This window comes from Achromobacter sp. HNDS-1 (assembly GCF_040084795.1).
Taxonomy (GTDB): Bacteria; Pseudomonadota; Gammaproteobacteria; order Burkholderiales; family Burkholderiaceae_B; genus Achromobacter; species Achromobacter ruhlandii.
This window is the reverse complement of record NZ_CP157584.1, coordinates 5,496,206-5,519,509: the sequence shown is the minus strand read 5'-3', so window position 1 is coordinate 5,519,509 and position 23,304 is coordinate 5,496,206. Positions and strand designations below refer to the sequence as shown.

Sequence of the window (23,304 nt, the reverse complement as noted above, 5' to 3'; positions counted from 1 at the left end):
TCTCTACACTCGGCGCCGAATAGGGACACAAGCGCGGACACGAGCGCGGACGCACGCGCAGATACGGACGCAGATACGGACTTAGATACAGACGCAGATGCAACAGCGGTTTCAGAACAAGGAGCAAACCATGCAGACGGACGCGAAGGCCCTGCCCAATCCGGGCGCGGCGCATGCGGTGGTGGTGGGCGGCGGCACCATGGGCGCCGACGTGGCGGTGGTGCTGACGCGCGCCGCCTGCCGCACCACGGTGATCGAGCCGGACGCGGCGCGCGCGGCCGCCCTGCCGGCGCGCGTGGCCGACAATCTCAAGACCATCGGCCGCGAGGCCCAGGTGGCGCAACTGGCCACGGCGGCCAGCCTGGACCAGGTGGACTGGGCCAGCGTCGACCTGGTGATCGAGTGCGTGCCGGAGCGGCTGGACATCAAGCAGGCGCTGTTCGCCGAGCTGGTGCAACGCGCGCGGCCCGACGCCATCCTGGCGAGCAACAGCTCCAGCTTCCCGATCAGCGCCATCGGCCAGGGGCTGGCCACGCGCGAACGCATGCTGGGCCTGCACTTCTTCATGCCGGCGCACCTGGTGCCGCTGGTCGAGGTGGTGATGGCCGAGACCAGCGACGAGGCCCGCGCCGACGCGCTGATCGCCTTCATGCGCCGCTGCGGCAGCGTGCCGGTGAAGGTGCGCCAGGACCTGCCGGGTTTCCTGGCCAACCGCCTGCAGCACGCGCTGTCGCGCGAGGCCTTCAACCTGATCGACCGCGGCATCGCCTCGCCCGAGGACGTGGACGCGGCGGTGCGCTTCGGTTTCGGTTTCCGCTTCCTGGCGGCCGGGCCGGTGATGCAGCGCGACCACGCCGGCATCGACGTGCACGCGGCGGCGGGCGCGACCATGTACCCGACGTTCTGCAACGACGACCATCCGGCGCGCTGCCTGACCGAGCGCGCCGCCGACGGCCGCTACGGCATGAAGGCGGGCGAAGGCTTCTATGCCTGGACGCCGGACACCATCGCCGCCGAGCGCGCGCGCTATGACCGCCTGTTGCGCGCGGGCCTGGACCTGATCGCGCCGGAACTGCCGGAGATCCAGCCATGAACGCCGTGGACATCCCCCGCCCTGCCCTGGCCGAGTCGCCCGTCATCGTGACGGTGGCGCCCAACGGCGCCTACAAGAAAGCCGCCGACCACCCGGCCGTGCCGCTGACGGCCGAGGCCCTGGCGCTGGAAGCCCGCGCCTGCCTGGACGCGGGCGCGGCGATGATGCACATGCACGTGCGCAAGCCGGACGGCAGCCATCTGCTGGACGCGCAGGCCTACCGCGACGCGCTGGCGGCGGTGCGGCGCGCGGTGGGCGACGAGCTGCTGGTGCAGGTGACGAGCGAAGCGGCCGGCGTGTATAAGGCGGCCGAGCAGATGGCGCTGGTGCGCGCGCTGCAGCCCGAAGCGGTGTCGATCGGCCTGCGCGAGATCGCGGTGCCGGAGATTGCCGAAAGCGAGCTGGCGGCGTTCCTGGCCTGGGTCGCCGAGCGGCGCATCATGACGCAGATCATCCTGTACGACGAGGGCGACGTGCGGCGCTGGCTGTCGCTGCGGGCGCGCGGGCTGGTGCCGCCGGGCGCGTGGTCGGTGCTGTTCGTGCTGGGACGCTACAGCGTGGGGCAGACCTCGTCGGCCTATGACCTGCTGCCGTTCCTGGCGGCCTACGATCATTCGCTGCCCTGGGCGGTGTGCGCGTTCGGGGCGCAGGAGAACGCCTGCGTGACAACGGCGGCGGCCTTCGGTGGCCACATGCGGGTGGGGTTCGAGAACAATCTGAAGCTGCGGGACGGAAGCATCGCCGCCGGCAATGCCGATCTGGTGCGCCAGGCCGTCGAGGGCGCGCGCGCGCTGGGACGGCCGTTGGCGGACGCGGCACAGGCGCGCCGGATCTACGGCGCGATTGGCTGACGCCAGGACAAGCCCCGGGGCGGCGGCGCGCCACGCGCCCCGGCGGGCCTTGCCAGCCCGGCCAGGCCGGCCCTAGGCCCGCTCGATGCGCGCCGGCAACCCCTGCCGCACCGCCGCGCCCGAAACCCAGTCGATCCAGACGTTGGCGTGCTCGCCGCGCGTCGCATCGCCGAAGCCCAGGTCGTTCAGGTTCACGCCGGCCGCCAGGGCCGGATCGTGCGGCATCGGTTTGCCATCGACCAGGTGGGCGCGCGCGCCCAGTTCGGTGTGGCCATAGCCGTGCTCGACGCCGACCGCGCCCGGCTGGATGCCGTCGCGCAGCAGCGCCAGACCGGTCACCGACCCGCCCGGCGTGACGATGCGCACCCGATCGCCGTTGCGCAGGCCCAGCCGCTCGCCGTCCTGCCGGTTGATCGACACCGGATTGTGCGGATGCACCTGGCGCAGCCGGTCCACGCCGATCGACATCGAACTCATCAGGTTGGACTTGAACGAACTCAACAGGAACGGCCAGTCGGCGCGTGGATACTGCTGGCGCACGTCGCGCCCGTCCGCCAGCCGCGCCGGATACCAGGTGGGGCAGCCGCTGTAGCGCTCGCCGGTCATGGCATGGCGAAAGCCCGCCAGTTCCTCGCTCCATATCTGCAAGGGCTTGGCCCAGGCCTGCCGGGTCTGGCCGGCGTCGCTCCAGGCGTCGCGCACGCGGTCGAAACGCCCTCCCCGGCTCATCACCATCGCCACGCGGCGCCACTCCTCGGGCTTGAGCTTGCCTAGCAGCGCGTCGCGATAGCGCGCCACGCCGGTCAGTTCAAGATCGTCGTCGCTGGCCTCGGGCACCGGCCGCCCGGCGCCGAAGGCGATGTTGGCGATGCCGCGCAGGAAGAAGTCCTCGGCCGTGTCCAATGGATAGCGGTTGCCGTCCGCATCGGCGATGGCGTTGGCGCCGAAGCCCGGCATGCCGATGCGCTTGGCGCAGGCGATCAGGAACGACTCCAGGCACACCGGCGCGCCGTCGGCGCTGCGCGCCACGCGGGGTTCGACCGCCGGCCAGCGCACCGTCGACGCCTTGGCCACCACGTCGGCCCACGGCGCCGACACGCCCCAGCTTTCGTAGGTGACGGTATCGGGCACGATGTAGTCGGCCAGCGCGTTGGTCTCGTTGATGAACGGATTGATCGACACCGCCAGCGGCAGGATCTTCGGGTCCTTCAGCTTGTCCAGCAGCACGTTCCTGAACCCGGCAATGCCGTAGACCGGGTTGCTCATGTGGTTGAACCAGACCTTGGCGCGATACGGATAGCCGGCCAGCGCCGACGCCAGCATCTCGGAACTGAGGCCGCCGGTGGCCGGATACCAGGGCGCGGCGGCCGGATAGACCGGCTGGCCGGCGGCCTGCTTGCGCTTGAACTCGCTCGACTTCTCATACGGAAAGCGGTTGCGCGACAGGGCCACGCCCTTGGGCGTGGCGCGGTTGGCGAAGCCCGCGATGTTGTAGCGCGGCCCCGCGCCATAGGGCGGGAACGGGCCGGCGTCCAGCACCAGGCCGCCCTCGACGTTGAGGTTGCCCACCAGCGTGTTGAGCATGGCGATGGCGTAGGCGGTGTAGAAGCCCGCCCCGCTCATGGTGCCGCCGTGCGCGTCCGCCACCGCGCGCTTGCCGTGGCTGGTGAAGCGCTCGGCCAGTTCGGCGATCTTGGCCGCCGGCACGCCGCACAGCGCGGCGTATTCCGCCGGCGACTTGCGCCGCGCTTCATCGCGCAGCAGCGCCAGCGCGCTGCATACCCGCAGCGCGGCCGGCGCGCCCGCCAGGCCCGGCGCCGCGACCGCCTCGTCCACGAACAGCGTGGCCGGCAGCGCGCCGGTATGCGGCGCCAGCGTGCCGTCCTCCCGCCGCACCACGTACACGTCTTCCCATTTCTCGCCGGCATCGGCCGGCCTGGCCCAGCCCAGGTCGGCGCCGCGCAGGAAGCTGCCCAGGCGCGGATGGCCGGGTTCGGCGATCACCAGGTGCGTGGCATTGGTCCACGCCGCCTCGCCCGCCGCCTTCATGGCCGCGGGACCCGGCTGCGCCAGCGCCCGCGCATCGAAGCGCTCGTTGTCCAGGATCCAGCGGATCAGCCCCATCGCCAGCGCCAGGTCGCTGGCGGGATTGACCGGCACCCACTCATTGCCCGAGCCCGCCGACAGGCTGGACGAGGCCGGCAGCATCGGCGACACCACTACATAGGTGAAGCCGGTTTCCTGCGGCCGGGTGCGGGCCTCGGCCAGCTGGCGCGCCTGACGCTGGAACGGGTTGCCGGCCTGCGCCGGCGCCGCGCCGATGAACAGGCCGAAGCGGGCGTTGTCCCAATCCGGCTTGCCGTGCGGCATGCCCTTCAGGTCGCCCAGCGCCGCGCCCGCGCCGACGCGGAAGCTCTGGCCGCAATAGGAACCGTGGTTGCTGAAGTTGACGGTGCCGAACGACTGGCCGGCAAAGCGCTGGATCAGCGGCGTGCGGCCTTCGTTGGACGCGTCCGTGAACAGGAACTGGTTGACCTTGGCCCCGTACTCCGGGTTGGCCGGATCCAGCGGCGTGTCGCGGTCGAAGATCGCGCGCAGGCCGTCCACGTGGCCCTCGCCGAACAGGTCGCCGCCTTCGCACACCTCCTGCACCAGCTGCTCGAAGGAAATCGTCTGCCACTTGCCTTCGCCGCGGCCGCCGACGCGCTTGAGCGGTTGCAGCACGCGGTACGGGCTATGCAACTGCTCCAGCATGGCCGAGCCGCGCGCACAGGACGTGGCGCGCCCTTCCAGGCCGTTGTCGCCGCCCAGTTGCGCGTAGGTTTCGCGCACCGGGGTTTCCATCGCGGCCGGCCGGGTCGTGGCCAGCGGATGATACGGGTTGCCGGCCACCCGCAGGATACGGTTGGCCTTGGTATCGACGCGCAGCCGCACCCCGCATTGCGTCCAGCAGCCCAGGCAACTGGAGGGGCTGACGGTCTGGCCGGGCTGGGCCGACAGCAGGCCCGTGACCGGATCGATGCGGAATTCCGGCGTCAGCGAGTTGCCGCGCACGGCGTGCGCGGTGGGCGCGCCGGCGGTGCCTTGCGCCAGGCCCTTGACGGCCTTGCCGACGGTCTCGCCGTAGCCGGCCGCGAACGCGGCCAGGCCGCCGGCGACCACGCCGCCGCGCGCGATCAGCTTGCGGCGCGCGGCGTTGTCGGGTTGATCGGGTCCGTCGGCGTGGGCGTCGGGCGTGTCGTCTCGGTGTTGCTTGTCCATGGTCATCTCGATGCGAATTCTTGTCGGGGCCGGCGGCTCAGGCCGCCAGGCCGCGGGTGCGGGCCGGGAATCGTTCCAGCGCATAGGTCACGGCGGCCACCAGCGCGGCGCACAGGCCCAGCACGCCGATCATGCCGAGCAGGCCGTCGCTGCCCCAGGGCATGTCGTACAGGTACAGGCCGGCGCCATACTTGGGCACGCCCTGCACGCTCATGAACACGACCCAGCGGAAGATCCAGGCGGCGGCCAGCATGGTCAGCGCCAGCGCGGCCGACGGCAGCGGCGCCGCCAGCGCGCGCGGCGCGCGCTGCAACAGCGCGATCATGCAGAACGCGGTGGCCACGGCGCCGGCCAGGCTGGCGCGCCATACCGGGAACTCGCCGAACAGGCGCAACGCGGCCTCGAACGACGGGTCCGCGCCCAGCAATCCCAGCAGGATCCACGCGCCCGCGCCAATGGCCATCATCACCACCGCCGTCACGCTCAGGCGGCGCAACAGGTCGACCGGCAGCGCCTTCAGGCCGCCGGGCAGCCAGCGCGCCACCAGGAACATCGCCCCCAACGCGCCCAGCCAGGCGGTCAGCGCGAAGTTCAGCGGCAGGAACGGCGTGTGCCACAGCGGCCGCGCCCGCAGCACCATCACCTCGGCGCCGGTGTAGACCAGGATCGACACCGCCGACAGCGCCAGCGCGATGCCCAGCAGCCGCACCCAGGCCATGCGGCCCCACCACCAGGCGGCGCAGAACAGCACGGCCAGCCCGGTGAAGACCGGCAGCAGCAGCGCCCCCAGCCACATCCACGACCACGGCGTCAGCCGGGTATAGAAATGCCAGAAGCGGCCCGGCTGGTGCAGGTCGGCCAGCAGCGACACGGGCGCGGCGATGGCGCACACCAGCAGCACGGTCACGGCCGCCGGCAGCAACCGGCGGGCCGGCGAGCCGGCCTCGCCAAACGCGGCGCCGGCCGCCGTCAACGCGGCAGTGGCGGCGATGCCGATAAGAAAGAAATACTGCACGGCCCACGGCAGCCAGGCGGCGTCATAAACGGGCGTCAGCAATTCGGTGATCTGCATGCGCGTCCCCTTCTCAATGGCCGCCGGCCAGGCGCACGCCGGCCTGGCCGTCAATGTGGTGCACGAAGGCATCGGGCAGGCCGATGTAATAGACGTGCGGGTCGGTCTTCATCTCCGGCTTGAGCACCTTGATGTCGGCGCGATGCTCGGCCATCAGCCGCGAAATGGCGCTGTCCGGATCGTTCAGGTCGCCGATGACACGAGCGCCGCCCACGCAGCTTTCGACGCAGGCCGGCAGCAGGCCGGCTTCGAGCCGGTGCTCGCAGAAGGTGCACTTGTCGGCGGTCTGGGTGTCGTGGTTGATGAAGCGGGCGTCGTACGGACAGGCCTGCACGCAGTAGCCGCAGCCGACGCAGCGCTGGTTGTCGACCAGCACGATGCCGTCCTCGCGCTGGAACGTGGCCTGCACCGGACACACCGGCACACAGGGCGGGTTGTCGCAGTGGTTGCACAGGCGCGGCAGCATCACCATGGCGCAGGGGCCGCCATTGTCGGGCCGCACTTCGTATTGCAGGACGGTGGTGCGGAACTGGCCGACGGGCGGCAGGTTTTCGAGCGAACAGCTGACCGTACAGGACTGGCAGCCGATGCATTTGCGCAGGTCGACCAGCATGCCGTAGCGCTTGCCGGGGATGCCGGGACGACGAGGGGGTTGCTGGTTGATGCCGGTGCCGGCTTCGGCACGGATGGGGATGATGGTGGCAGCGGCGCTCAGGCCGAGCAGGTTCTTCAGGAAACCACGTTTGCCCGGGAGGGGGACTTCGGGTGGGGGGTGAGGCACAGACTTCTCCGCGAATTATGTCGTTGTGCCATTAACTTATCGCTTTTAGTTATATAGAGAGTTGATGCCGATCAATAGGGGACGGGTTTATTTCAGACCCTTCCTATTGCCCCACCTCGAAAGACCGCAGGTAGTCGCGATCCTGACGCAGAAACGCGGCCAGCAGCGCGCCGACGGCCGGATAGAAGCGGAACGTCAGGGACTTGATGGCGTGCATGCGCGCCAGCCAGGCGTCGATCCAGGACAACAGGGCGGATTCAATGAACGCGGCCTGCTCCCGCGCCTGGCCCGCGAGGTCGGCGGGCCGATCGCAGGCCCTGGCCCAGTGGGACATCAATGCCAGCATGACGGCGAGATGGTCTTCCGGCTCCTTGAACGGTTCGTCGAGCCGCAACCGATTGGACGCCAGCATCGCGCGCATCAACAGCGCCGGCTTGCCGTACAACTGTCCGCCGCCATCCAGATAGTGCGAGGCGTAAGGAAGCGGGCAGGCACGGCCCTCCATCAGGAACAGGGTGGCGAAGTCGGCGGCATTCTCGACCGCGGCATCCGCGTGCCGCGCCCACTCCTGGAACACCCCGGCCACGGCGTCCGCCTCGCGCGCCATTCCGAGTTCGGCGAGGACGGCCATGATGTCGGCGGCGCCCCCGCCCTGATACAGCGCCATGGCGTCCCGCCCCAGCTCCCGGGCAAAGAGGGTGGAAAACCATCCATACAACTGCGACCGCAGAGGGGACGCCGCCACCCAGTCCGGGTCGATGTGCTCGCTGTTCAATTGCTGCTCCGCGAAAAAGAGGGAGGGCAACACGCCCTCCCCGGCTATCCCGGCTCTCAAAGGCTGGCCATGAGCTTGCCGTCGATATCGACTTCGGTCGGACCGCCGAATGCCGTCACCGCCGGCGCGACGCCCTTGAACAGCTCGATTTCCACCAGGCAGGTATTGGCGCTGGTCGCCTGCGCCAGCTCGGATGAGCCGATGTCCAGCGTCAATGTATTGGGATCGCCGTAGGTATCCAGCGCGCCGATCTCGGGTCCGGTGGGCCCATACCAGGCGCCCTCGTGAATGCGGACCACCCCGGGCGGGAAGTCGCTGGAGATGGTGGCGCCCGCCAGCAATTGCCCGCGGTCGTTGAAGACCCGCACCAGATCGCCCTGGCGGATGCCGCGCTGGCGCGCGTCCTCGGGGCTGATATAGACGGGCTCGCGCCCCTGGATGGTGTAGGTCGCCCGCCGCGACGGTGATTCGCACGTCTGCGAATGCAGGCGCTCGTTGGGATGCGAGGACTGCATCCAGAGCGGGTACTTGTCCGAACGCGGGCCGTTGTGCGAACGCTCCGCCTTTTCCATCCAGAGCGGATGCCCCTTGCAGTCGCGGTAGCCGAAGCTGGCAAGCTTGCGGCTGTAGATTTCGATGAACCCGGACGGCGTGCCCAGGGCGTTGACTTCCGGATCCTCGCGGAAATCGGCATGCCGCACCCACGGCTTGCCCTCCGGGAACAGCACGTAGCCCTGTTCCCAGAACTGCGCGAAGGGCGGCATGGCGAAACCCTTGCCGGCGTTCTCCTTGCGGCACTCCTCGTACAGGAATTCGACCCACTGCATCTCGTTCATGTTGCGGGTGTATTCCACATCGCGCTGCATGCGCTTGCAGAAGTCGGTCCAGATGTCGAAATCCGAGCGCGAGTGAAACAGCGGATCGACCAGCTTGTGCATGGCGATCACGCCCCGGTTGGAGAAGGTGCCGTAGGCATCGATGTCATTGCGCTCGAACGGCGTGCAGGCCGGCAACACAATGTCCGCGAAGCGGCAGGTGGCCGTCCAGTTGTAGTCGATCGCGACCACGGTCTCCAGCTTCTGGTAGGCCCGCTTCATGCGATTGCGGTCCTGCTGCCGGTGCCACTGGTTGCCGCCCGAGAAAATGGCCATCTTGTAGGGCGGCAGCTTGACCTTGTGGCCGTTGAAGTTGATTTCCTTGCCCGGCTCCAGCAGCGCGTCGATCACGCGGGCCACCGGCACCACCGCGCTATAGCCTTGATAATCGTCGTTCTCGTGCCGCGGTTTGCGGCCGGGATCCAGATTCAGCGGGAACGAGCCCGGCATCGACGCCCCCGAAGCCGGAACGCCCGCCGAACTGTAGTGGTGGACGTAGCTGATGCCGCCTCCCGGCAAGCCGATCTGGCCCAGCATCGTGGCCAGGATCGCGGCCATCCAGTAAGGCTGTTCGCCGTGCTGCTGGCGCTGGATCGCCCAGCCGAGGATCAGCTGCGTGCGATTGCCCGCCATCAGGCGCGCCAGTTCGCGGATGCGCCCGGCCGGCACGCCGCAGATGGACTCGGCCCATTCGGGGGTGCGCTCGATCTTGTCCTCGGTCTTGCCTTCGACATAGGCGATGAATTCCTCGAAGCCCACGGCATAGGTCTCGATGAATTTCCTGTCGTACAGCTCCTCTTTCCACAGGGTATGGATAAGGCCCAGCATCAGCGCCACGTCCGTCATGGGGTTGACGTACTGGTGTTCGCAGCCCAGGTAGTTGCGCGTCTTGCTTTTCACCGGGTCGACGCTGATCACCGAGATCTCGCCGCTGGCCACCTTCTGCTTGAGCCGCGCCAGATGCTCGTAGGCCTCGTGCGTTTCGGTGTTCCACCCCACTTGCAGGTTCTTGATCGGGTCGCTGGCCCAGAACACCAGCACCTGCGTCTCCTTGAGGATGATCTCCCACGACGTGCCCTGCGAGTACACCTCGGTCGACCCGAGCACATAGGGCAGGATGGTCTGGCCGGCGCCGGTCGAGTAGTCGCCCGCCGTGCCGACGCTGTTGCCGTGCATCCCCATCGCCCGCAGCATATGGTTGCCGCAGCTATGCATCTGTCCCACCGAGCGCCAGCCGACGTTGCCCACGTGCAGCGCCCACGGGCCGTAGTCTTTCTGGATACGCTCCAGCTCGTCATAGACCAGATCCAGCGCTTCGTCCCAGCCCACCCGGATGAACCGGTTGTCGCCGCGCGACGCCTGGCCCGCCTGGCTCGGGGCCGCGCCCGCGCGCCGGTTGCGATACCAGTCCAGGCGCACCATCGGGTAGCGCACGCGCGATGGGCTGTACAGCACGTCGAGCGTGCCGTCCAGAATCGGCGTGGGGTGCTTGTCGAACTCGAATGGCTTTATTTCCACCACGTGGCCGGCCACGACCCGCGCCCGGAAGGCGCCCCAATGGGCGCCCGAGAACCTCCAGCGGCCGGGATCGGCCGCGGCCGTGGCGGCGGCCGCGGCCCGCACCACATTGCCATTGCGCAAAAGCGGCGGCACCACGAAGGAACCCAGTGAAGCGGCGACACCGCCCATGAAACGTCGACGGGAGATTTTCATTTCTTGCTCAGTGGGCCGAAGCCACACCGTCCTTGGCTACGAAATCGGAAGAATGCAACTGCAGGTACTTCAGGACCAGCCTGGCGGTCGGATCATCCATGTTGGTGAACCCGACCATGCCGCCAAACAGCCCCGGCCATTGGTTGGCATCGTGCGAGGCCTCGTTCGGCTGGCGATGGCACACGCTGCAGCTTTGCGAATAGCTCTTGCGCGCCACCGCCCAGATCGGTTCGACGTCAGCCACCAGGCCGCCGCCGCGCAGCCAGACCGTCGCGGAGATCTTCTGCCACTGCAGGCCGGTCACGTCGTCGATGCGGCTTTCGATCACATGGACCACGCCGTCGTCGCGCGACACGTCCTGGCTCAGCACGGCGCTGGTGATATTCATGCCGAACCGGCCGTACAGCACGCGGGCGTAACCCTTGTTCTTTCTCCAGAGCTGCAACTCGACCTGCACCGCGTCCTTTTTCTTCTGCAGCACCTTCACGGCGGTGGCGATCTCGATGGCGCCGATCTCGTGGGCCAGGGTCTCGTCCGCGTAGAGCGGCTGTGGCATGACGCTGTAGTAGTCGCGACCGGCGTCGATGGCGGCGCCGCGCGCGTCGGCCGTGAGCGCCGCCAGCGCCGGGTTGCCCTGCGACTTGACCTCGGGCAGTCGGTGCGCGATGCCCTTGTGGCAGTCGACGCAACTGGCATCGCGTTCGGCCGCGCCGTGCATGGTGGTCTGCGAGGTTACCCGCATCTTGTCGAAATCCATGCTGGCGTAATCATGGCAATTGCGGCATTCCTTGGAGTTGTTCGCCTTGAAGCGGGCCCACTCGCGCGTGGCCAGCACGATGCGGTGTTCCTGGAATTTCTCGGGCGTGCCGATGGTGCCCATCAGGTGCCCCAGCACTTCGCGCGAGGCCTGCATCTTGCGCGCGACCTTGGAGGTGAAGTCATGCGGCACGTGGCAGTCCGGACAGTGCGCGCGCACGCCCGAGCGGTTCTTCCAGTGCACGCTCTGCTGCAGCTCGGGCAGCACCGTGTCGCGCATCGAGTGGCAGGAAATACAGAAGGCCTCGGTGTTGGTGGCGTTCATGCCGGTATTGAACAGGGCCAGGAACGTCACGCCGCCCAGGAACCCGCCGATGACCAGCACGCCCAGGCCGATGCGGGTGGCGGGACGCAGCAACAGCGCGCCCGTCCATTGGATGACGGATTTGGCGATCTTGAAGGGATTTTTCATGTCGGTGGCTCAGGCTGCGGCTTTGTAGAACGGAGCATTCATGCCGGCGGCCCCCAGAACAGGATCTGCCCGAACCAGACGACGAATCCGTAGATGCAGATCATCAGGAACGCCACGACGGGACACGCCACAAAGGCCAGCGACAGGAACTTGGTCCACTCGGCCCCACCACCATTACTGCTGTGCTTGGGTTTGCTTTTCACGGAGTACAACTATTTGGATATGAACGGCGACTGCGTCGAACCGCGTCGCGGCACAAGCAAGGCCGGCGGTCCCCGCGAGGGTCGTTGGCGGTTCGATGCCTTTTCATGATCGACGCGCGGCCGGCCCCCCCATGTTGATCTCGGTCAAGCGCCGCGGGTCGCACGCGCCATCGCGCCCGTTACTCAGACCGGTCCGAAACCACGGCCGGGTGACCTCCGAAAAACACATATCGTGGCGCGGCGATCGGCATCATGGTGTGGCCGACGGTAAACGCGTCCGACATAAATCCAAATGCGCCGCAGCCAGGCAAAACCGCGATCCGGATTCATTAATATCCGATCCCGTTGTCGGCTTCGCGCCGCCCTTGATGCAGCGAGGATTGTTGTCATGAGTATCTGGATGGGCACCGGCCATGCTTGAAGCGCAGGGGCTCACCTGTTCGAAAGAAACCCGTCTGCTGTTCGAGGACGTGTCGTTCCAGCTATGCGCGGGGCAACTGCTGCGCGTGACCGCGCCCAACGGTCATGGCAAGACCAGCCTGCTGCGCATCCTGTGCGGCCTGACGCGCGCCGACGCCGGCACGGTGTGCTGGCGCGGGGCCGACATCCACCGCCTGGGGCCGGCCTACCGCCAGCAGCTGCTCTACCTGGGCCATGCCGACGCGCTCGCCGATTCCCTGACCCCGCTCGAAAACCTGCGCTTCCTGTGCCAGGCCCAGGCCGATGCCGTCACCACGGCGGCCTGTCGCGACGCGCTGTGCCGGATGGGCCTGACCGCGATGCTCGACCTGCCGGCGCGCCTGCTGTCGCGCGGCCAGCGGCGCCGCGTGATGCTGGCGCGGCTGTCGCTGCGCCCGGCGCGGCCGCTGTGGATCCTGGACGAACCCTTCAACCTGCTCGACGCGGCCACGGTGGCGGCGCTGACGCGGACGCTGGCAAGCCATTGCGACAACGGCGGGCGCGTCCTCCTGACCACGCACCAGGAGGTTGACCTGGACCGCCCGGTGCGCACCCTCGATCTCGGTCCGCGCGCGCCATGACACGGCTGGCCAGCCCCTTCTTCGCCGTGCTGCGGCGCGACCTGCTGCTGCTTGGCCGAGGCCGGGCCGACGCCGTCGTCTCGCTGCTTTTCTTCGTGCTGGTCGCCTGCCTGTTCCCGCTGGGCGTGGGCGCCGATGCGGCTTTCCTGCGTGCACTCGGACCGGGCGTGCTGTGGGTGGCCGCGCTGCTCGCCGCGCTGTTGTCGCAGCATCGGCTGTTCGCGCAGGACCACGCCGACGGCACGCTCGAACAACTGCTGCTTTCGCCGGGCGCCGCCACGCTCTGGGTGCTGGCCAAGATCACCGCGCACTGGATCGGAACCGGTCTGCCTTTGATCGCCGTGGCGCCGGTCATGGGCCTGCTGTTTGACCTGGGTCAGTGTTCGCGCCTGACCCTGTCGCTATCTTTCGCGCTGGGAACGCCGGTGCTGGCCCTGGTCGGCGCGATCGGCGCCGCGCTGTCCCTCGGGATGCGCGGCGGCGGCGTGCTGCAGGCCCTGTTGCTGCTGCCCTGGTTCGTGCCGGTGCTGATCTTCGGCGCGGGCTCGGTGGCCTCGTGTGGCGCCGGCCAGCCGCCCGCCACCCCGTTCCTGCTGCTTGGCGGCGCGCTGCTGGCGGCGCTGGCGCTGGCCCCGCCCGCCTGTGTCCTGGCGCTGCGCTTTGCCGTCGAAGAATGAAGATGCCTCCCATGCCTGCCCTCCCGCCCGCTCCTCCCGCCCGCCACGCCAGCCGTCTGCTGCGGTTCGCCGCGCCACAGGCCTTCTATCCGCTGGCGGGCAGGCTGGTTCCCTGGTGTGGCGGGCTCGCCATCCTGCTTGGCGCATGCGGCCTGGCGATCGGCTTTTTCGTCGCGCCCACCGATGCCACCCAGGGCGAGGTCTACCGCATCATCTTCATCCACGTCGCCGCCGCGTGGATGTCGCTGTTCATCTATCTGCTGATGGCGTTCTGGTCCGCGCTCGGCCTGATCCTGCGCACCCGCCTGTCGTTCATCATGGCGCGCGCGCTGGCTCCCACCGGCGCGCTGTTCTGCTTCGTCGCGCTCTGGAGCGGCGCGCTATGGGGCCGGCCAACCTGGGGCGCTTACTGGGTCTGGGACGCGCGGCTCACCTCACAACTGATCCTGGGGTTCCTGTACCTGGGCTATCTGGCGCTGACCGCCCTGACCGTCGATCCCCATCGCGGCGACCGCGCCGGGGCGCTGGTGGCCCTGGTGGGCGCCATCAACGTACCGGTCATCTATTTCTCGGTGTCCTGGTGGAGCACGCTGCACCAGGGCGCTTCGGTCAGCCTGACGCGCGCGCCGTCCATGGCGGCGACCATGCTGGCCGCCATGCTGCTCATGGCCCTGGCCGCGTGGGCCTACACCGCCGCCGTGGCGCTGGCGCGCGCGCGCGTCATGATGCTGGAGCGGGAGTGGCCGGCCGGCTGGGTGCGCGAGCTGGCGCGCCGCGAGACGGCGACGCGCAAGGAGCCGGCATGATGCATTGGCAATCCTGGGCCGCGTTCTGGCACATGGGCGGGCGCGCCGCCTTCGTCTGGGGCAGCTACGGCATGCTGGCCCTGCTGGTGCTGGCCGAATGCGTGTCGCTGGCCCGGCGGCGGCGCCGCGCGCTGCGGCGCCTGGCGGCGCTGGCTAGCGCCAATCCCACGGCCAGGCAGCAATCACACGACGGAGGACCGGCATGACTTCCCCCCGCCGCCGGCGTCTGCTCCTGCTGCTCTGTGCGGTCGCGCTGTTGAGCGCGGCTGCCGCCCTGATCCTGACGGCCATGCGCCAGAACCTGGTGTTCTTTCACACGCCCAGCGAAATCGCGCGCGGCGAGGCGCCACGACAGCGGCTGTTCCGCGTCGGCGGCATGGTGCTGGCCGGCTCGCTGCAACGCGAGCCGGACGGTCTGGGCGTGCGTTTCATCGTCACCGACACCGCCCACGAGGTGCCCGTGGTGTATCGCGGCGCCCTGCCCGACCTGTTCCGCGAAGGCACGGGCGTGGTCGCCCAAGGCACGCTGGACACCGACGGCGTGTTCACCGCGACCAGCGTGCTGGCGCGCCACGACGAGAACTACACGCCGATCGAAGTGCGCGACGCCATCGCGCGCGCCCACGACGCCAGCAGGACGGTGCGGCCATGATCGCCGAAGTCGGCCACTTTTCCCTGGTGCTCGGCTTCGCGCTGGCGCTGGTGCAGGCCATCGTGCCGCTGTATGGCGCCTGGCGCGGCCGCGCGGCGCTGATGGCGGTCGGCCGCGGCGCCGCGCGCGGGCAACTGCTGTTCGTGCTGCTGTCATACGCCTGCCTGCACCTGCTTTTCATCGCCAATGATTTCTCCGTGCGGCTGGTGGCGGACAACAGCCACAGCCGCACGCCGCTGATCTACCGGATCACCGCGGTCTGGGGCAACCACGAGGGCTCCATGTTGCTGTGGATCGTTTCGCTGTCGCTGTGGACGATGGCGGTGACGCGCTGGAGCCGCGGGCTGCCCGAGGCATTCACGGCGCGCGTCCTGGGCGTGCTGGGCGCGGTCGGCGCGGGCTTCACCGCCTTCACGCTGCTGACCTCCAACCCCTTCGCCCGCCTGCTGCCCGCGGCGCGCGAGGGCCGCGACCTGAACCCGCTGTTGCAGGACCCCGGCATGATCATCCACCCGCCCTTGCTGTACCTGGGCTACGTGGGCTTCAGCATCGCCTTCGCCTTTGCCATCGCGGCCCTGATGACGGGACGCCTGGATGCCGCCTGGGCGCGCTGGTCGCGGCCCTGGACCGTGGCCGCCTGGGTGCTGCTGACCGCCGGCATCGCGGTGGGATCGAGCTGGGCCTATTACGAGCTGGGCTGGGGCGGCTGGTGGTTCTGGGATCCGGTCGAGAACGCCTCGTTCATGCCGTGGCTGCTGGGCACCGCGCTGATCCACTCGCTGGCCGTGACCGAAAAGCGCGGCGCGTTCCGCGGCTGGACCGTGCTGTTGGCGATCGGCACCTTCTCGCTATCGCTGCTGGGCACGTTCCTGGTGCGATCCGGCGTCGTCACCTCGGTGCACGCCTTCGCCACCGACCCGGCGCGCGGCCTGTTCATCCTGTGCCTGCTGGTGACGGTGGTGGGCGCATCGCTGCTGCTATACGCCTGGCGCGCCCCGCGGCTGCAGGGCGGCGGCCACTTCCAATTGGTATCGCGCGACGCCGCCTTGCTGGCCAACAACGCGCTGCTGTCCGTGGCCTGCGCGGCGGTGCTGCTCGGCACCCTCTACCCGCTGTTGCTCGACGCCCTGGGCCTGGGCAAGATTTCGGTGGGACCGCCCTACTTCGACACCACCTTCGTGCCGTTGATGACGCCGGTGCTCGCGCTGCTGGTGCCTGGCGCCGTGGCGCGCTGGAAGGCCGACACCTGGCAACGGCTGGCGCGCCGCCTGGGGCCGGCCGCGCTCGCCAGCGCGCTGCTGGGCCCGGCGCTGGGCCACGGGCTCGGGCACTTCACCTGGCGCACCTGCCTGGGCCTGGCGCTGGCGGCCTGGATCGTGCTGGGCAGCCTGCAATTGCTGGCGGAGCGCCTGCACGGCGGCGGGCGGGCCGACATCGCCACCCGCCTGCGCGGCATCCCCGGGAGCTGGTGGGGCATGTGGCTGGCGCATCTGGGCCTGGGCGTGTTCATCATCGGCGTCACCATGGTCAACAGCTTCCAGTCCCAGCTCGACGTGCGCATGCTGCCCGGCCAGACCGCCCATCTGGCCGGGTACACCTTCACCTTCGGCGGCGTCGAGCAGGTCGCCGGCCCCAACTGGATCGCCGCGCGCGCCACCCTCGATGTCGCGCGCGGCGGCAGGCATGTCGCCACGCTGCGACCGGAGACCCGCCACTACGTGACGCAAGCGATGCCGATGACGCAATCGGCCATCGACGTCGGCCCCTTGCGCGATCTCTACACCGCGCTGGGCGAAAGCCTGCCCGACGGCGGCTGGATCGTGAACCTGTTCCACAAGCCGTTCATCAGCTGGATCTGGGCCGGCTGCGCGCTAATGATCCTGGGCGGCCTGGCCGCCGCCGCCGACCGCCGCTACCGCAAGCCGGCTTCGCGGCGCGACGCCTCGCCCCCGGGCCAAGCCCGGCCCCCGCAAAGCGAACTGCCATGAAACTGCGATCCCTCGTGCCCCTGCTGTTGTTTCTCGGGCTGGTAGCCATGCTCGCCGTCGGCCTGGGCCTGGACCCGCGCGAACTGCCCTCGCCCCTGGTTCGCCGGCCAGCGCCGCCCTTCACGCTGGCGCGGCTAGACGCGCCGGGAGGCCAGTTCGGGCTGGACGACATGCGCGGCCGGGTCTGGCTGCTCAACGTCTGGGCCAGCTGGTGCGTCGCCTGCCGCGTCGAACACCCCGTGCTGCTGCGCGCCGCCCGCGAAGGCCGCATTGCCATCGTCGGGCTGGACTACAAGGACGAAGACAGCGCGGCGCGCGCATGGCTGGCGCGCCTGGGCAACCCCTACACCGCCACGGTGCTCGACCCGCGCGGCAGACTCGGCATCGACTATGGCGTGTACGGCGTGCCCGAGACCTTTCTCATCGACGCCCAGGGCGTCATCCGCTACAAGCACGTCGGGCCGGTCACGCAGGACGTGCTCGACAACATCCTGATCCCCCGGGCGCTGAATGAACCCTGACATCCCCCGCCAGCCTCGCCCCACGATAGGACGCACCGCCGTGGCCAGCGGTTGGCACGCGACCGGCCGCGGCATCGCGCTGGCGCTATTCATTGCGGCCCGGGCCGTGGCCAGCGAGGCGCCCGCCGCCGCGTCCGACCCCGCCCTGGAAGCGCACGTCCAGGCCTTCACGCGCGACCTGCGCTGCCTGGTGTGCCAGAACGAATCCCTGGCGGACTCGCGCGCGCCGCTGGCGCGCGACCTGCGCGACGAAGTGCGTCGCCTGTTCCGCTCGGGTCAGGACGAGGTCCAGGTGCGCCAGTTCCTGGTATCGCGCTATGGCGACTACGTGCTCTATCGCCCGCCGCTGAAAGCCCGCACCGCGCTGCTGTGGATCGGGCCCGGCGTGCTGCTTGCCGGCGCCATGGGCGGCCTGCTGTGGCGCTTGCGGCGCCATGCCCGCGCGCCGGAGGCGCCCTTGCCCGCGCCGCAAGCGCAGGCGGCCCGGGCCCTGCTGGCCGAGCCCCCGCAAGACGCCGGGCCGTCCGCCGCCGGCGGGGAGCGCGCTCCATGACCCTGTTCTGGCTCCTCGCGGCCGGCATGGTCGCCGTCGCCCTGCTGTTCGTGCTGCCGCCCCTGCTGGCGCCAGAGGCCGCCGGCCGCCGCGGCGGCTCGCCCCAGGCGCAGGCATCGCTGGCGGTGCTGCGCGAACAACTGGCGCAATTGCAGGCCGACCATGCCAGCGGGCGCCTCGCACCGGACCACTATGCCCAGGCGCGCACCGAGATCGAACGGCGCGCCCTGCGGGAAGGATGCGCGGCGCCGGACCGCCTCGATACCCGGCCCGCGCCCCTCTGGGCCCTGGCGGTGGCCTTGGGGCTGGGCGCGATCAGCGTCGGCCTGTACGCGGCGCTCGGCAACCCGGCGGCCCTGACGCCGGCGGACGCCGACCCGCACGCGTCGCCCTCCGCCAGCGCCGGCCACGACCCCGGCGATCCCATGGCCGAACGGCTGGCCGGCCTGATCCAGCACCTGCAGGCCCACCCGGACGACACCGAGGGCTGGACGACATTGGCCCACACCTACGCGACGCTGGGGGATTTCGCCGGCGGCGCGGCAACCTGGGCGCGCATGGGCGCCCGGGCGCCGCAGGATCCCGGCGTGCTGGCGGACTGGGCCGACCTCCTGGCCACCGCGGCGGACGGAGATTTTTCGGGCGAACCCGACCGCCTGATCGGCCGGCTGCTGGCGCTTGCGCCCGACGACGTGAAAGGCCTGGCCCTGGCCGGCACCAGCGCGTTTTTCCGCGGCGACTTCCACGGCGCCATCGACGCCTGGGAACGCCTGCTGCCGCTGGTCGACCCGGATGGCCCCGTCCACGAGCAGGTCCAGGCCAGCCTGGCGCAGGCCCGCCGGGCGGCCGAGGGTGCGGCGACCGATGGTGGAGCGGCTGATCGAGCGGCGGCTGATCGCGCGGCGGCCGGCGCGGAAGGCCCCGCCTTCCCGCCGGGGGCTCGCGCCAGTGGCGGCCGCGGCCGGCAGGATTGACCGTCCGCATTCCTCACGGCCAATCCACGCCCCCCTGTTCCCGTTGCCCTTTGCGGCGCGAGATCTCCCGCCGTGCGTCGCTGCCCGGGCGACGCCAGCGCCCCGGCGCAGGATCAGGCAGGCACCGTCAACGCCTCGCGCCAGGCGGCCAGCTTCTTCTCGAACGACGCGGCCGCGTGGGCCGGGCTGGTGGATGGCAGGTCGACGTATTCCAGCGGCCGCGCTGGCAGGCGCGGCAACACATGGCGGCGGTAGAGGCTGGCCGCCTTGCCCCCGTTGAAGCAGACCCGCACCAGGCGCGGATGCGCCAACAGGAACGCCGCGAAGTCGTTGGGCACCAGGGTATCGCTGCGGATGTCCGCATCCAGGCTGCCCGGCCGTTCGCAGGCCTGCAGCACGTCCCAGAGCGCGACGCCGGCGGATCGCAGCGCTTGCAGGCGCCGCGGGTAGTCGGCGGCGGGATCGAACCCCAGCACCTGGCCCGCGATAGGCCAGAAGGCGTTGCGCGGATGGGCGTAATAACGCGCCTGCCGCAGCGAGGCGACGCCGGGCATGGAGCCCAGCACCAGGATGCGGGCGTCGGCGGCGGCAACCGGGGCGAAGCCCTGGACGTGGGCATATCGGTCGGCCACGGTGGTATCGGCAATTCGTTGCATGGCGCAAGAATACCCGGGTTCGCGGGCCTTCCGCCGCCGCCCGCGCCGGCCACCGGAACGGGTCCAGGCCCGGAATCCTCCCGACTCCGCGCGTGCCTCACTGGCAACACCTGCCCAGGTCTGACGCTATCAGTGTCCTATTCCTGGAACAGTGCTTATCAATGGCGGGGACTACCGAAAGCGGCCTCCCGCCCTTATCTTGACAGGTATGACGAACGGCCCCGCAGGGGCCGCGCAACAGGAATGACGATCATGAAGAAGATTCTGGGTGTGCATGCCAGCCCGCGTCCCCACTGGGTGGGCGACGGCTTTCCGGTGCGCTCGATGTTCTCGTACAACGACAAGGGCAAGAACGTCAGCCCGTTCCTGCTCCTGGACTACGCCGGCCCGGCGCAATTCGCGCCGGCCACGCAACCGCGCGGCGTCGGCCAGCATCCGCACCGCGGCTTCGAAACCGTGACCATCGTCTACAGCGGCGAGGTCGAGCACCGCGACTCCACCGGCAACGGCGGCGTCATCGGGCCCGGCGACGTGCAGTGGATGACGGCCGCCTCGGGCATCCTGCATGAAGAGTTCCACTCCCCCGCGTTCACCCGCCAGGGCGGCGAGCTGGAGATGGTGCAGCTGTGGGTCAACCTGCCGGCCAAGGACAAGAAGGCGCCGGCCGGCTACCAGAGCCTGCTGAATGCGGAGATCCCGGTGGTGTCGCTGCCTGGCGATGCCGGCTCGCTGCGCGTCATCGCCGGCAGCTACGGCGGCCAGACCGGTCCGGCCCGCACCTTCACGCCGATCGACGTGTGGGACGTGCGCCTGTCCGCCGGCAAGACCGCGACCTTCGCGATCCCGGCGGGCCGCAACAGCATGCTGGTGATGCTGCGCGGCACGGTGCTGGTCAACGGCGAAGCCGTGGCCCGCGACGCGCAACTGACGCTGTTCTCGCAGGATGGCGACGAGATCACGGTCGAAGCCAACAACGACGCCGTGTTCCTGGTGTTGAGCGGCGAGCCGATCGACGAGCCGGTGGTGGGATACGGGCCGTTTGTGATGAATTCACAGGCGGAGATCGTCGAGGCGATCCAGGACTTCAATGCCGGGAAGTATGGGCAGATGCATTAAAGGGCGGGACCGGCCATAGCTGGTCGGTCCTGCTGGATGAGGCCGCGTTTCCTGGGTTGGGGAACGCGGCTTTTTGTTAGGCAACGGAGAGGCGTGGGAGTCGCGTTACGACCCTAAACCGACTGTTGAAGTTCAACGGACTTGGAATTTGGTCACTCAATTTGAAAAATAACAAGGCGCGGGTTTTGAGGGCAGGCGGACGCAGTGCGCCAGCGGACCCGAGATGCGGTTCATGTGGCTGGATCGACGTCCTTGAAACGCAGGTTGAGCGGGCGCAGCTTGGACCAAAGCCACAGCCCCACGGCGGTGCTCGTGCCTACGACCAGCGTGATGCCGGTGGCGATGATGAAACCGATCACCGGGCTAATCAATAGCGCATCAAGACCCTCCAGGACGCGGCCGTTCCATTGGATCGAGCCCAAGCCGAAGAAAGTGCCGATGGCGCACAGGATCGAGAACGGGATCCAAGCGAGGTACTGCCCTATGGCGATGAGCTTGAACACGGACTTGAGACTTAGCTTGCGGATTTGGATGTCGCGCACGGCGCCTCCGGGTAATCAGAGTTGAGCTGTCGAATTTCGTCCAAATTGAGATTTGGTTCGCTGAAGGTGGCCGTAGCCTTGGCGGAAGTACCTCGAGACGTCCGACCGCTTCCGACCCAAAGCGGCCGCTCATGCGAGGCTTGCAAAGCCGATCTACGCCGGAAAGCGCGGAAGCTTGGCCTGCTCGACAGCCGTTCTGAACGCGGTGTCCCACTCAGCCCATTGTTCCGGCGTTGTCTCACCCCAGACCGTTATGCCTGACGGTTCAAATGACGTCACAAGTGAAGGCTCACCCAAGGCATTGCTGAAAAAACCCATCGAGTTCGGCCGCGCTCCTGGCAATCGGAGAAATAAGCTGCCAAGAGCTGCGAGCTCGGCTTCGGTCAGTCGTCCCGTGTAAATGGTGTACGTTCCACCTATATTCACGAATGGTCTCGTCGTCAGATCGTGTTCGTTCCAAGGTTGGAACCAACCCTCTAAGCCTTCAATAGTGTCGTCGGATATCATGGGGGCATTCTACTTCCACTTGTGGCCGGGTGCCGTCTATGACGAGAGACCGATCCCGACCCGTTTCCGCCAGTCGCAGCCGATGGAGCCCAGACATGGCAACGGGGTCGGCCTCTAGGAAGAAGCCCCTAAACGACGAAGGTCGGGCGTACTTAGTGGGAGTAAGGACTCAAAGAGTTGTGTCGCGCATGTATGCCAAGCTTGGAGTGGAGACCACGCTTCCGGTGGATTACCCCACCAACTGAGACGACCTGATGGGTTGAACGTGCCGACTTCCACTCCGTAGGATGTGCCGTCGACACCAGTGGCTGATGCCAACGTAAATGGGGTTAGCTGCATCGCACGAAGTTCGGCCAACAACTTGTGAAAGGTCTCCTCGAGAACAGGCAATTCAGTACCGAATGTGATTGGCTCCAAATCGACGGTATGAACCTGATCCCACACTACCCGGCGAATGTAGAACTGTTCGCTGGCTTGCGCTAGAGACCATGCGACGTAAGGCGCGAAGGTCGGGTAGACCCACACCCTAAACAGCCTTATGAAATTTCTTTGTGGGAGAAGAGGGTAGCTCTCGGGGTTCTCCAGGAGGGAAAGGGCGCGCGCGTATTGAATTTCACTCACCAAACTCTCCTAGTTTTAACGAATGGATCGTAGTCGAATTTTGCAGTGGCTACGAATGTCAGTTCATGGCCGGAAGCGGTCCTTGCCAAATCACATCAGTGACCCACATTAAGCTGACCAAGCACTTCCCCGACAGCCACGACGGTGCCCTCCCCCCTCAGACAAACCCGATTTCCCACAGCCCCCCGCCCATCCCCCTATCCCATCGACTATAAAAACAAAACACTTCCCATTCGCACTTCATCCCCCCGCCGCACCCACCATGAAAAAGTGCCTCGCCCCCACCGCCCACCAGGTCGGTGGCCTATACCGCGAGCATCACGGTTGGCTGCGCAACTGGCTTCGCACTAAAGTCCGCCGCGCGGAAGACGCCGACGATCTGACTCAGGACACCTTCGTCCGAGTGCTATGCGCCGCCACGCCCCTCCACATCGACACCTCCCCCCTGCGCGAACCGCGCGCCTATCTGGCTACCGTGGCCGGACGGCTGGTGGCCAATTTCTACCGGCGGCAGGCGCTGGAAATCGCCTATCTCGAAGTCCTGGCCACCCTGCCGCCGCAGCAGGTGCCTTCCCTCGAAACCCAGGCGCTGGTGCGCGAGGCGTTGTTCGAGTTCGATCGCATGCTCGACGGCCTCGACCCGAAGGTGCGGCAGGCCCTGGTGCTATCGCAGTTCCAGGGGTTGCCCTACACGCAGATCGCCGTGAATCTGAATGTCTCGCTGCGCACGGTGAAGAACTACATCGCGCGCGCCATGGCGCACTGCTGCCTGGCGGCCTTCTGATCCCCCGGCAGGTTG

The 23,304-nt window shown here is 68.5% G+C and carries 23 protein-coding genes; 13 read left to right on the top strand and 10 right to left on the bottom strand.

Annotated features, from left to right (window positions below; all coding sequences use genetic code 11):
- Positions 1–130 precede the first annotated feature (130 nt).
- Positions 131–1,093 (top strand): 3-hydroxyacyl-CoA dehydrogenase NAD-binding domain-containing protein, encoded by a 963-nt coding sequence (locus tag ABFG95_RS25540; protein WP_238908695.1) that lies wholly within the window; start codon positions 131–133, stop codon positions 1,091–1,093.
- The gene (locus tag ABFG95_RS25535) at positions 1,090–1,944 is read left to right on the top strand and encodes a 3-keto-5-aminohexanoate cleavage protein (RefSeq protein WP_059269917.1); all 855 of its coding nucleotides are present in this window, start codon (positions 1,090–1,092) and stop codon (positions 1,942–1,944) included. The genes ABFG95_RS25540 and ABFG95_RS25535 overlap by 4 nt, the downstream gene beginning before the upstream one ends.
- Positions 1,945–2,016: 72 nt before the next feature.
- Here ABFG95_RS25535 and ABFG95_RS25530 read toward each other — a convergent pair whose 3' ends face one another.
- The 7 genes from ABFG95_RS25530 to ABFG95_RS25500 form a co-directional block, all read right to left on the bottom strand.
- Positions 2,017–5,205 (bottom strand): tetrathionate reductase subunit A, encoded by a 3,189-nt coding sequence (locus tag ABFG95_RS25530; protein WP_348995054.1) that lies wholly within the window; start codon positions 5,203–5,205, stop codon positions 2,017–2,019.
- Between the two features lie 37 nt (positions 5,206–5,242).
- Positions 5,243–6,277, bottom strand: a complete 1,035-nt coding sequence (gene nrfD, locus ABFG95_RS25525; RefSeq protein ID WP_059269915.1) for an NrfD/PsrC family molybdoenzyme membrane anchor subunit — start codon at positions 6,275–6,277, stop codon at positions 5,243–5,245.
- Positions 6,278–6,290: 13 nt separating this feature from the next.
- Complete coding sequence (dsrO, locus tag ABFG95_RS25520; protein WP_049074705.1) at positions 6,291–7,058, bottom strand: sulfate reduction electron transfer complex DsrMKJOP subunit DsrO; 768 nt, start codon at positions 7,056–7,058, stop codon at positions 6,291–6,293.
- Positions 7,059–7,161: 103 nt separating this feature from the next.
- Complete coding sequence (torD, locus tag ABFG95_RS25515; protein WP_348995053.1) at positions 7,162–7,863, bottom strand: molecular chaperone TorD; 702 nt, start codon at positions 7,861–7,863, stop codon at positions 7,162–7,164.
- 26 nt (positions 7,864–7,889) lie between these two features.
- Complete coding sequence (torA, locus tag ABFG95_RS25510; protein WP_348995052.1) at positions 7,890–10,421, bottom strand: trimethylamine-N-oxide reductase TorA; 2,532 nt, start codon at positions 10,419–10,421, stop codon at positions 7,890–7,892.
- A 7-nt stretch (positions 10,422–10,428) separates the two neighbouring features.
- A complete protein-coding gene (gene torC / locus ABFG95_RS25505; protein WP_348995051.1) occupies positions 10,429–11,649 on the bottom strand; it encodes a pentaheme c-type cytochrome TorC in 1,221 nt (406 codons plus the stop codon).
- Between the two features lie 38 nt (positions 11,650–11,687).
- Positions 11,688–11,852 (bottom strand): hypothetical protein, encoded by a 165-nt coding sequence (locus tag ABFG95_RS25500; protein ID WP_175145579.1) that lies wholly within the window; start codon positions 11,850–11,852, stop codon positions 11,688–11,690.
- 413 nt (positions 11,853–12,265) lie between these two features.
- Here ABFG95_RS25500 and ccmA point away from each other — a divergent pair, with 413 nt between their 5' ends.
- The 9 genes from ccmA to ccmI are packed head-to-tail and all read left to right on the top strand — an operon-like array spanning position 12,266 to position 19,063.
- Positions 12,266–12,892, top strand: coding sequence for a cytochrome c biogenesis heme-transporting ATPase CcmA (ccmA, locus tag ABFG95_RS25495; protein ID WP_175145581.1), 627 nt, complete (start codon positions 12,266–12,268; stop codon positions 12,890–12,892).
- Positions 12,889–13,569 (top strand): heme exporter protein CcmB, encoded by a 681-nt coding sequence (ccmB, locus tag ABFG95_RS25490; RefSeq protein WP_068959246.1) that lies wholly within the window; start codon positions 12,889–12,891, stop codon positions 13,567–13,569. The genes ccmA and ccmB overlap by 4 nt, the downstream gene beginning before the upstream one ends.
- A gap of 11 nt (positions 13,570–13,580) precedes the next feature.
- Positions 13,581–14,375: a heme ABC transporter permease CcmC gene (ccmC, locus tag ABFG95_RS25485; RefSeq protein ID WP_348995050.1), complete on the top strand. Its 795-nt coding sequence runs from the start codon at positions 13,581–13,583 to the stop codon at positions 14,373–14,375.
- Positions 14,372–14,581, top strand: coding sequence for a heme exporter protein CcmD (gene ccmD, locus ABFG95_RS25480; protein ID WP_238908701.1), 210 nt, complete (start codon positions 14,372–14,374; stop codon positions 14,579–14,581). Before ccmC ends, ccmD begins: the two co-directional genes overlap by 4 nt.
- Positions 14,578–15,027, top strand: a complete 450-nt coding sequence (ccmE, locus tag ABFG95_RS25475) for a cytochrome c maturation protein CcmE (RefSeq protein WP_175145593.1) — start codon at positions 14,578–14,580, stop codon at positions 15,025–15,027. Before ccmD ends, ccmE begins: the two co-directional genes overlap by 4 nt.
- Positions 15,024–17,015, top strand: a complete 1,992-nt coding sequence (locus ABFG95_RS25470) for a heme lyase CcmF/NrfE family subunit (RefSeq protein WP_278991528.1) — start codon at positions 15,024–15,026, stop codon at positions 17,013–17,015. Before ccmE ends, ABFG95_RS25470 begins: the two co-directional genes overlap by 4 nt.
- Positions 17,012–17,536 carry a DsbE family thiol:disulfide interchange protein gene (locus ABFG95_RS25465; RefSeq protein WP_278991530.1) on the top strand — a complete coding sequence of 175 codons (525 nt, stop codon included), beginning with the start codon at positions 17,012–17,014 and terminating at the stop codon, positions 17,534–17,536. The genes ABFG95_RS25470 and ABFG95_RS25465 overlap by 4 nt, the downstream gene beginning before the upstream one ends.
- Positions 17,526–18,089 (top strand): cytochrome c-type biogenesis protein, encoded by a 564-nt coding sequence (locus tag ABFG95_RS25460; protein WP_238908704.1) that lies wholly within the window; start codon positions 17,526–17,528, stop codon positions 18,087–18,089. Before ABFG95_RS25465 ends, ABFG95_RS25460 begins: the two co-directional genes overlap by 11 nt.
- On the top strand, positions 18,086–19,063 hold the full coding sequence (ccmI, locus tag ABFG95_RS25455) for a c-type cytochrome biogenesis protein CcmI (RefSeq protein WP_348995049.1): 978 nt from the start codon (positions 18,086–18,088) through the stop codon (positions 19,061–19,063). The genes ABFG95_RS25460 and ccmI overlap by 4 nt, the downstream gene beginning before the upstream one ends.
- Positions 19,064–19,176: 113 nt before the next feature.
- Here the strand turns inward: ccmI and ABFG95_RS25450 are convergent, their stop codons facing one another.
- Positions 19,177–19,719 (bottom strand): DNA-deoxyinosine glycosylase, encoded by a 543-nt coding sequence (locus ABFG95_RS25450; protein WP_278991533.1) that lies wholly within the window; start codon positions 19,717–19,719, stop codon positions 19,177–19,179.
- Between the two features lie 252 nt (positions 19,720–19,971).
- On the opposite strand from ABFG95_RS25450, the gene ABFG95_RS25445 reads away from it, so the two are divergent.
- Positions 19,972–20,835: a pirin family protein gene (locus ABFG95_RS25445; protein ID WP_169537776.1), complete on the top strand. Its 864-nt coding sequence runs from the start codon at positions 19,972–19,974 to the stop codon at positions 20,833–20,835.
- A 230-nt stretch (positions 20,836–21,065) separates the two neighbouring features.
- Here the strand turns inward: ABFG95_RS25445 and ABFG95_RS25440 are convergent, their stop codons facing one another.
- Both ABFG95_RS25440 and ABFG95_RS25435 read right to left on the bottom strand, forming a co-directional pair.
- Entirely contained in the window at positions 21,066–21,377 is a 312-nt protein-coding gene (locus ABFG95_RS25440; protein WP_047992397.1) for a hypothetical protein, read from the bottom strand.
- A 153-nt stretch (positions 21,378–21,530) separates the two neighbouring features.
- Positions 21,531–21,884 (bottom strand): hypothetical protein, encoded by a 354-nt coding sequence (locus ABFG95_RS25435; protein ID WP_153228277.1) that lies wholly within the window; start codon positions 21,882–21,884, stop codon positions 21,531–21,533.
- Between the two features lie 883 nt (positions 21,885–22,767).
- Here ABFG95_RS25435 and ABFG95_RS25430 point away from each other — a divergent pair.
- Positions 22,768–23,289 carry a sigma-70 family RNA polymerase sigma factor gene (locus ABFG95_RS25430; protein WP_068950184.1) on the top strand — a complete coding sequence of 174 codons (522 nt, stop codon included), beginning with the start codon at positions 22,768–22,770 and terminating at the stop codon, positions 23,287–23,289.
- The last annotated feature ends 15 nt before the right edge of the window (positions 23,290–23,304 follow it).

Bases quoted from the DNA above. Each gene is read 5' to 3' on its own strand.
- ccmB (WP_068959246.1), top strand. From the start codon at position 12,889: ATGACACGGCTGGCCAGCCCCTTCTTCGCCGTGCTGCGGCGCGACCTG.
- ccmI (WP_348995049.1), top strand. From the start codon at position 18,086: ATGACCCTGTTCTGGCTCCTCGCGGCCGGCATGGTCGCCGTCGCCCTG.
- ABFG95_RS25435 (WP_153228277.1), bottom strand. From the start codon at position 21,884: ATGATATCCGACGACACTATTGAAGGCTTAGAGGGTTGGTTCCAACCT.
- ABFG95_RS25450 (WP_278991533.1), bottom strand. From the start codon at position 19,719: ATGCAACGAATTGCCGATACCACCGTGGCCGACCGATATGCCCACGTC.
- ccmA (WP_175145581.1), top strand. From the start codon at position 12,266: ATGCTTGAAGCGCAGGGGCTCACCTGTTCGAAAGAAACCCGTCTGCTG.
- ABFG95_RS25535 (WP_059269917.1), top strand. From the start codon at position 1,090: ATGAACGCCGTGGACATCCCCCGCCCTGCCCTGGCCGAGTCGCCCGTC.
- ABFG95_RS25430 (WP_068950184.1), top strand. From the start codon at position 22,768: ATGAAAAAGTGCCTCGCCCCCACCGCCCACCAGGTCGGTGGCCTATAC.
- ABFG95_RS25530 (WP_348995054.1), bottom strand. From the start codon at position 5,205: ATGGACAAGCAACACCGAGACGACACGCCCGACGCCCACGCCGACGGA.
- ABFG95_RS25460 (WP_238908704.1), top strand. From the start codon at position 17,526: ATGAACCCTGACATCCCCCGCCAGCCTCGCCCCACGATAGGACGCACC.
- ABFG95_RS25470 (WP_278991528.1), top strand. From the start codon at position 15,024: ATGATCGCCGAAGTCGGCCACTTTTCCCTGGTGCTCGGCTTCGCGCTG.
- ccmC (WP_348995050.1), top strand. From the start codon at position 13,581: ATGCCTGCCCTCCCGCCCGCTCCTCCCGCCCGCCACGCCAGCCGTCTG.
- ABFG95_RS25540 (WP_238908695.1), top strand. From the start codon at position 131: ATGCAGACGGACGCGAAGGCCCTGCCCAATCCGGGCGCGGCGCATGCG.
- ccmE (WP_175145593.1), top strand. From the start codon at position 14,578: ATGACTTCCCCCCGCCGCCGGCGTCTGCTCCTGCTGCTCTGTGCGGTC.
- ABFG95_RS25445 (WP_169537776.1), top strand. From the start codon at position 19,972: ATGAAGAAGATTCTGGGTGTGCATGCCAGCCCGCGTCCCCACTGGGTG.
- ABFG95_RS25465 (WP_278991530.1), top strand. From the start codon at position 17,012: ATGAAACTGCGATCCCTCGTGCCCCTGCTGTTGTTTCTCGGGCTGGTA.
- nrfD (WP_059269915.1), bottom strand. From the start codon at position 6,277: ATGCAGATCACCGAATTGCTGACGCCCGTTTATGACGCCGCCTGGCTG.
- ccmD (WP_238908701.1), top strand. From the start codon at position 14,372: ATGATGCATTGGCAATCCTGGGCCGCGTTCTGGCACATGGGCGGGCGC.
- torA (WP_348995052.1), bottom strand. From the start codon at position 10,421: ATGAAAATCTCCCGTCGACGTTTCATGGGCGGTGTCGCCGCTTCACTG.
- torC (WP_348995051.1), bottom strand. From the start codon at position 11,649: ATGAAAAATCCCTTCAAGATCGCCAAATCCGTCATCCAATGGACGGGC.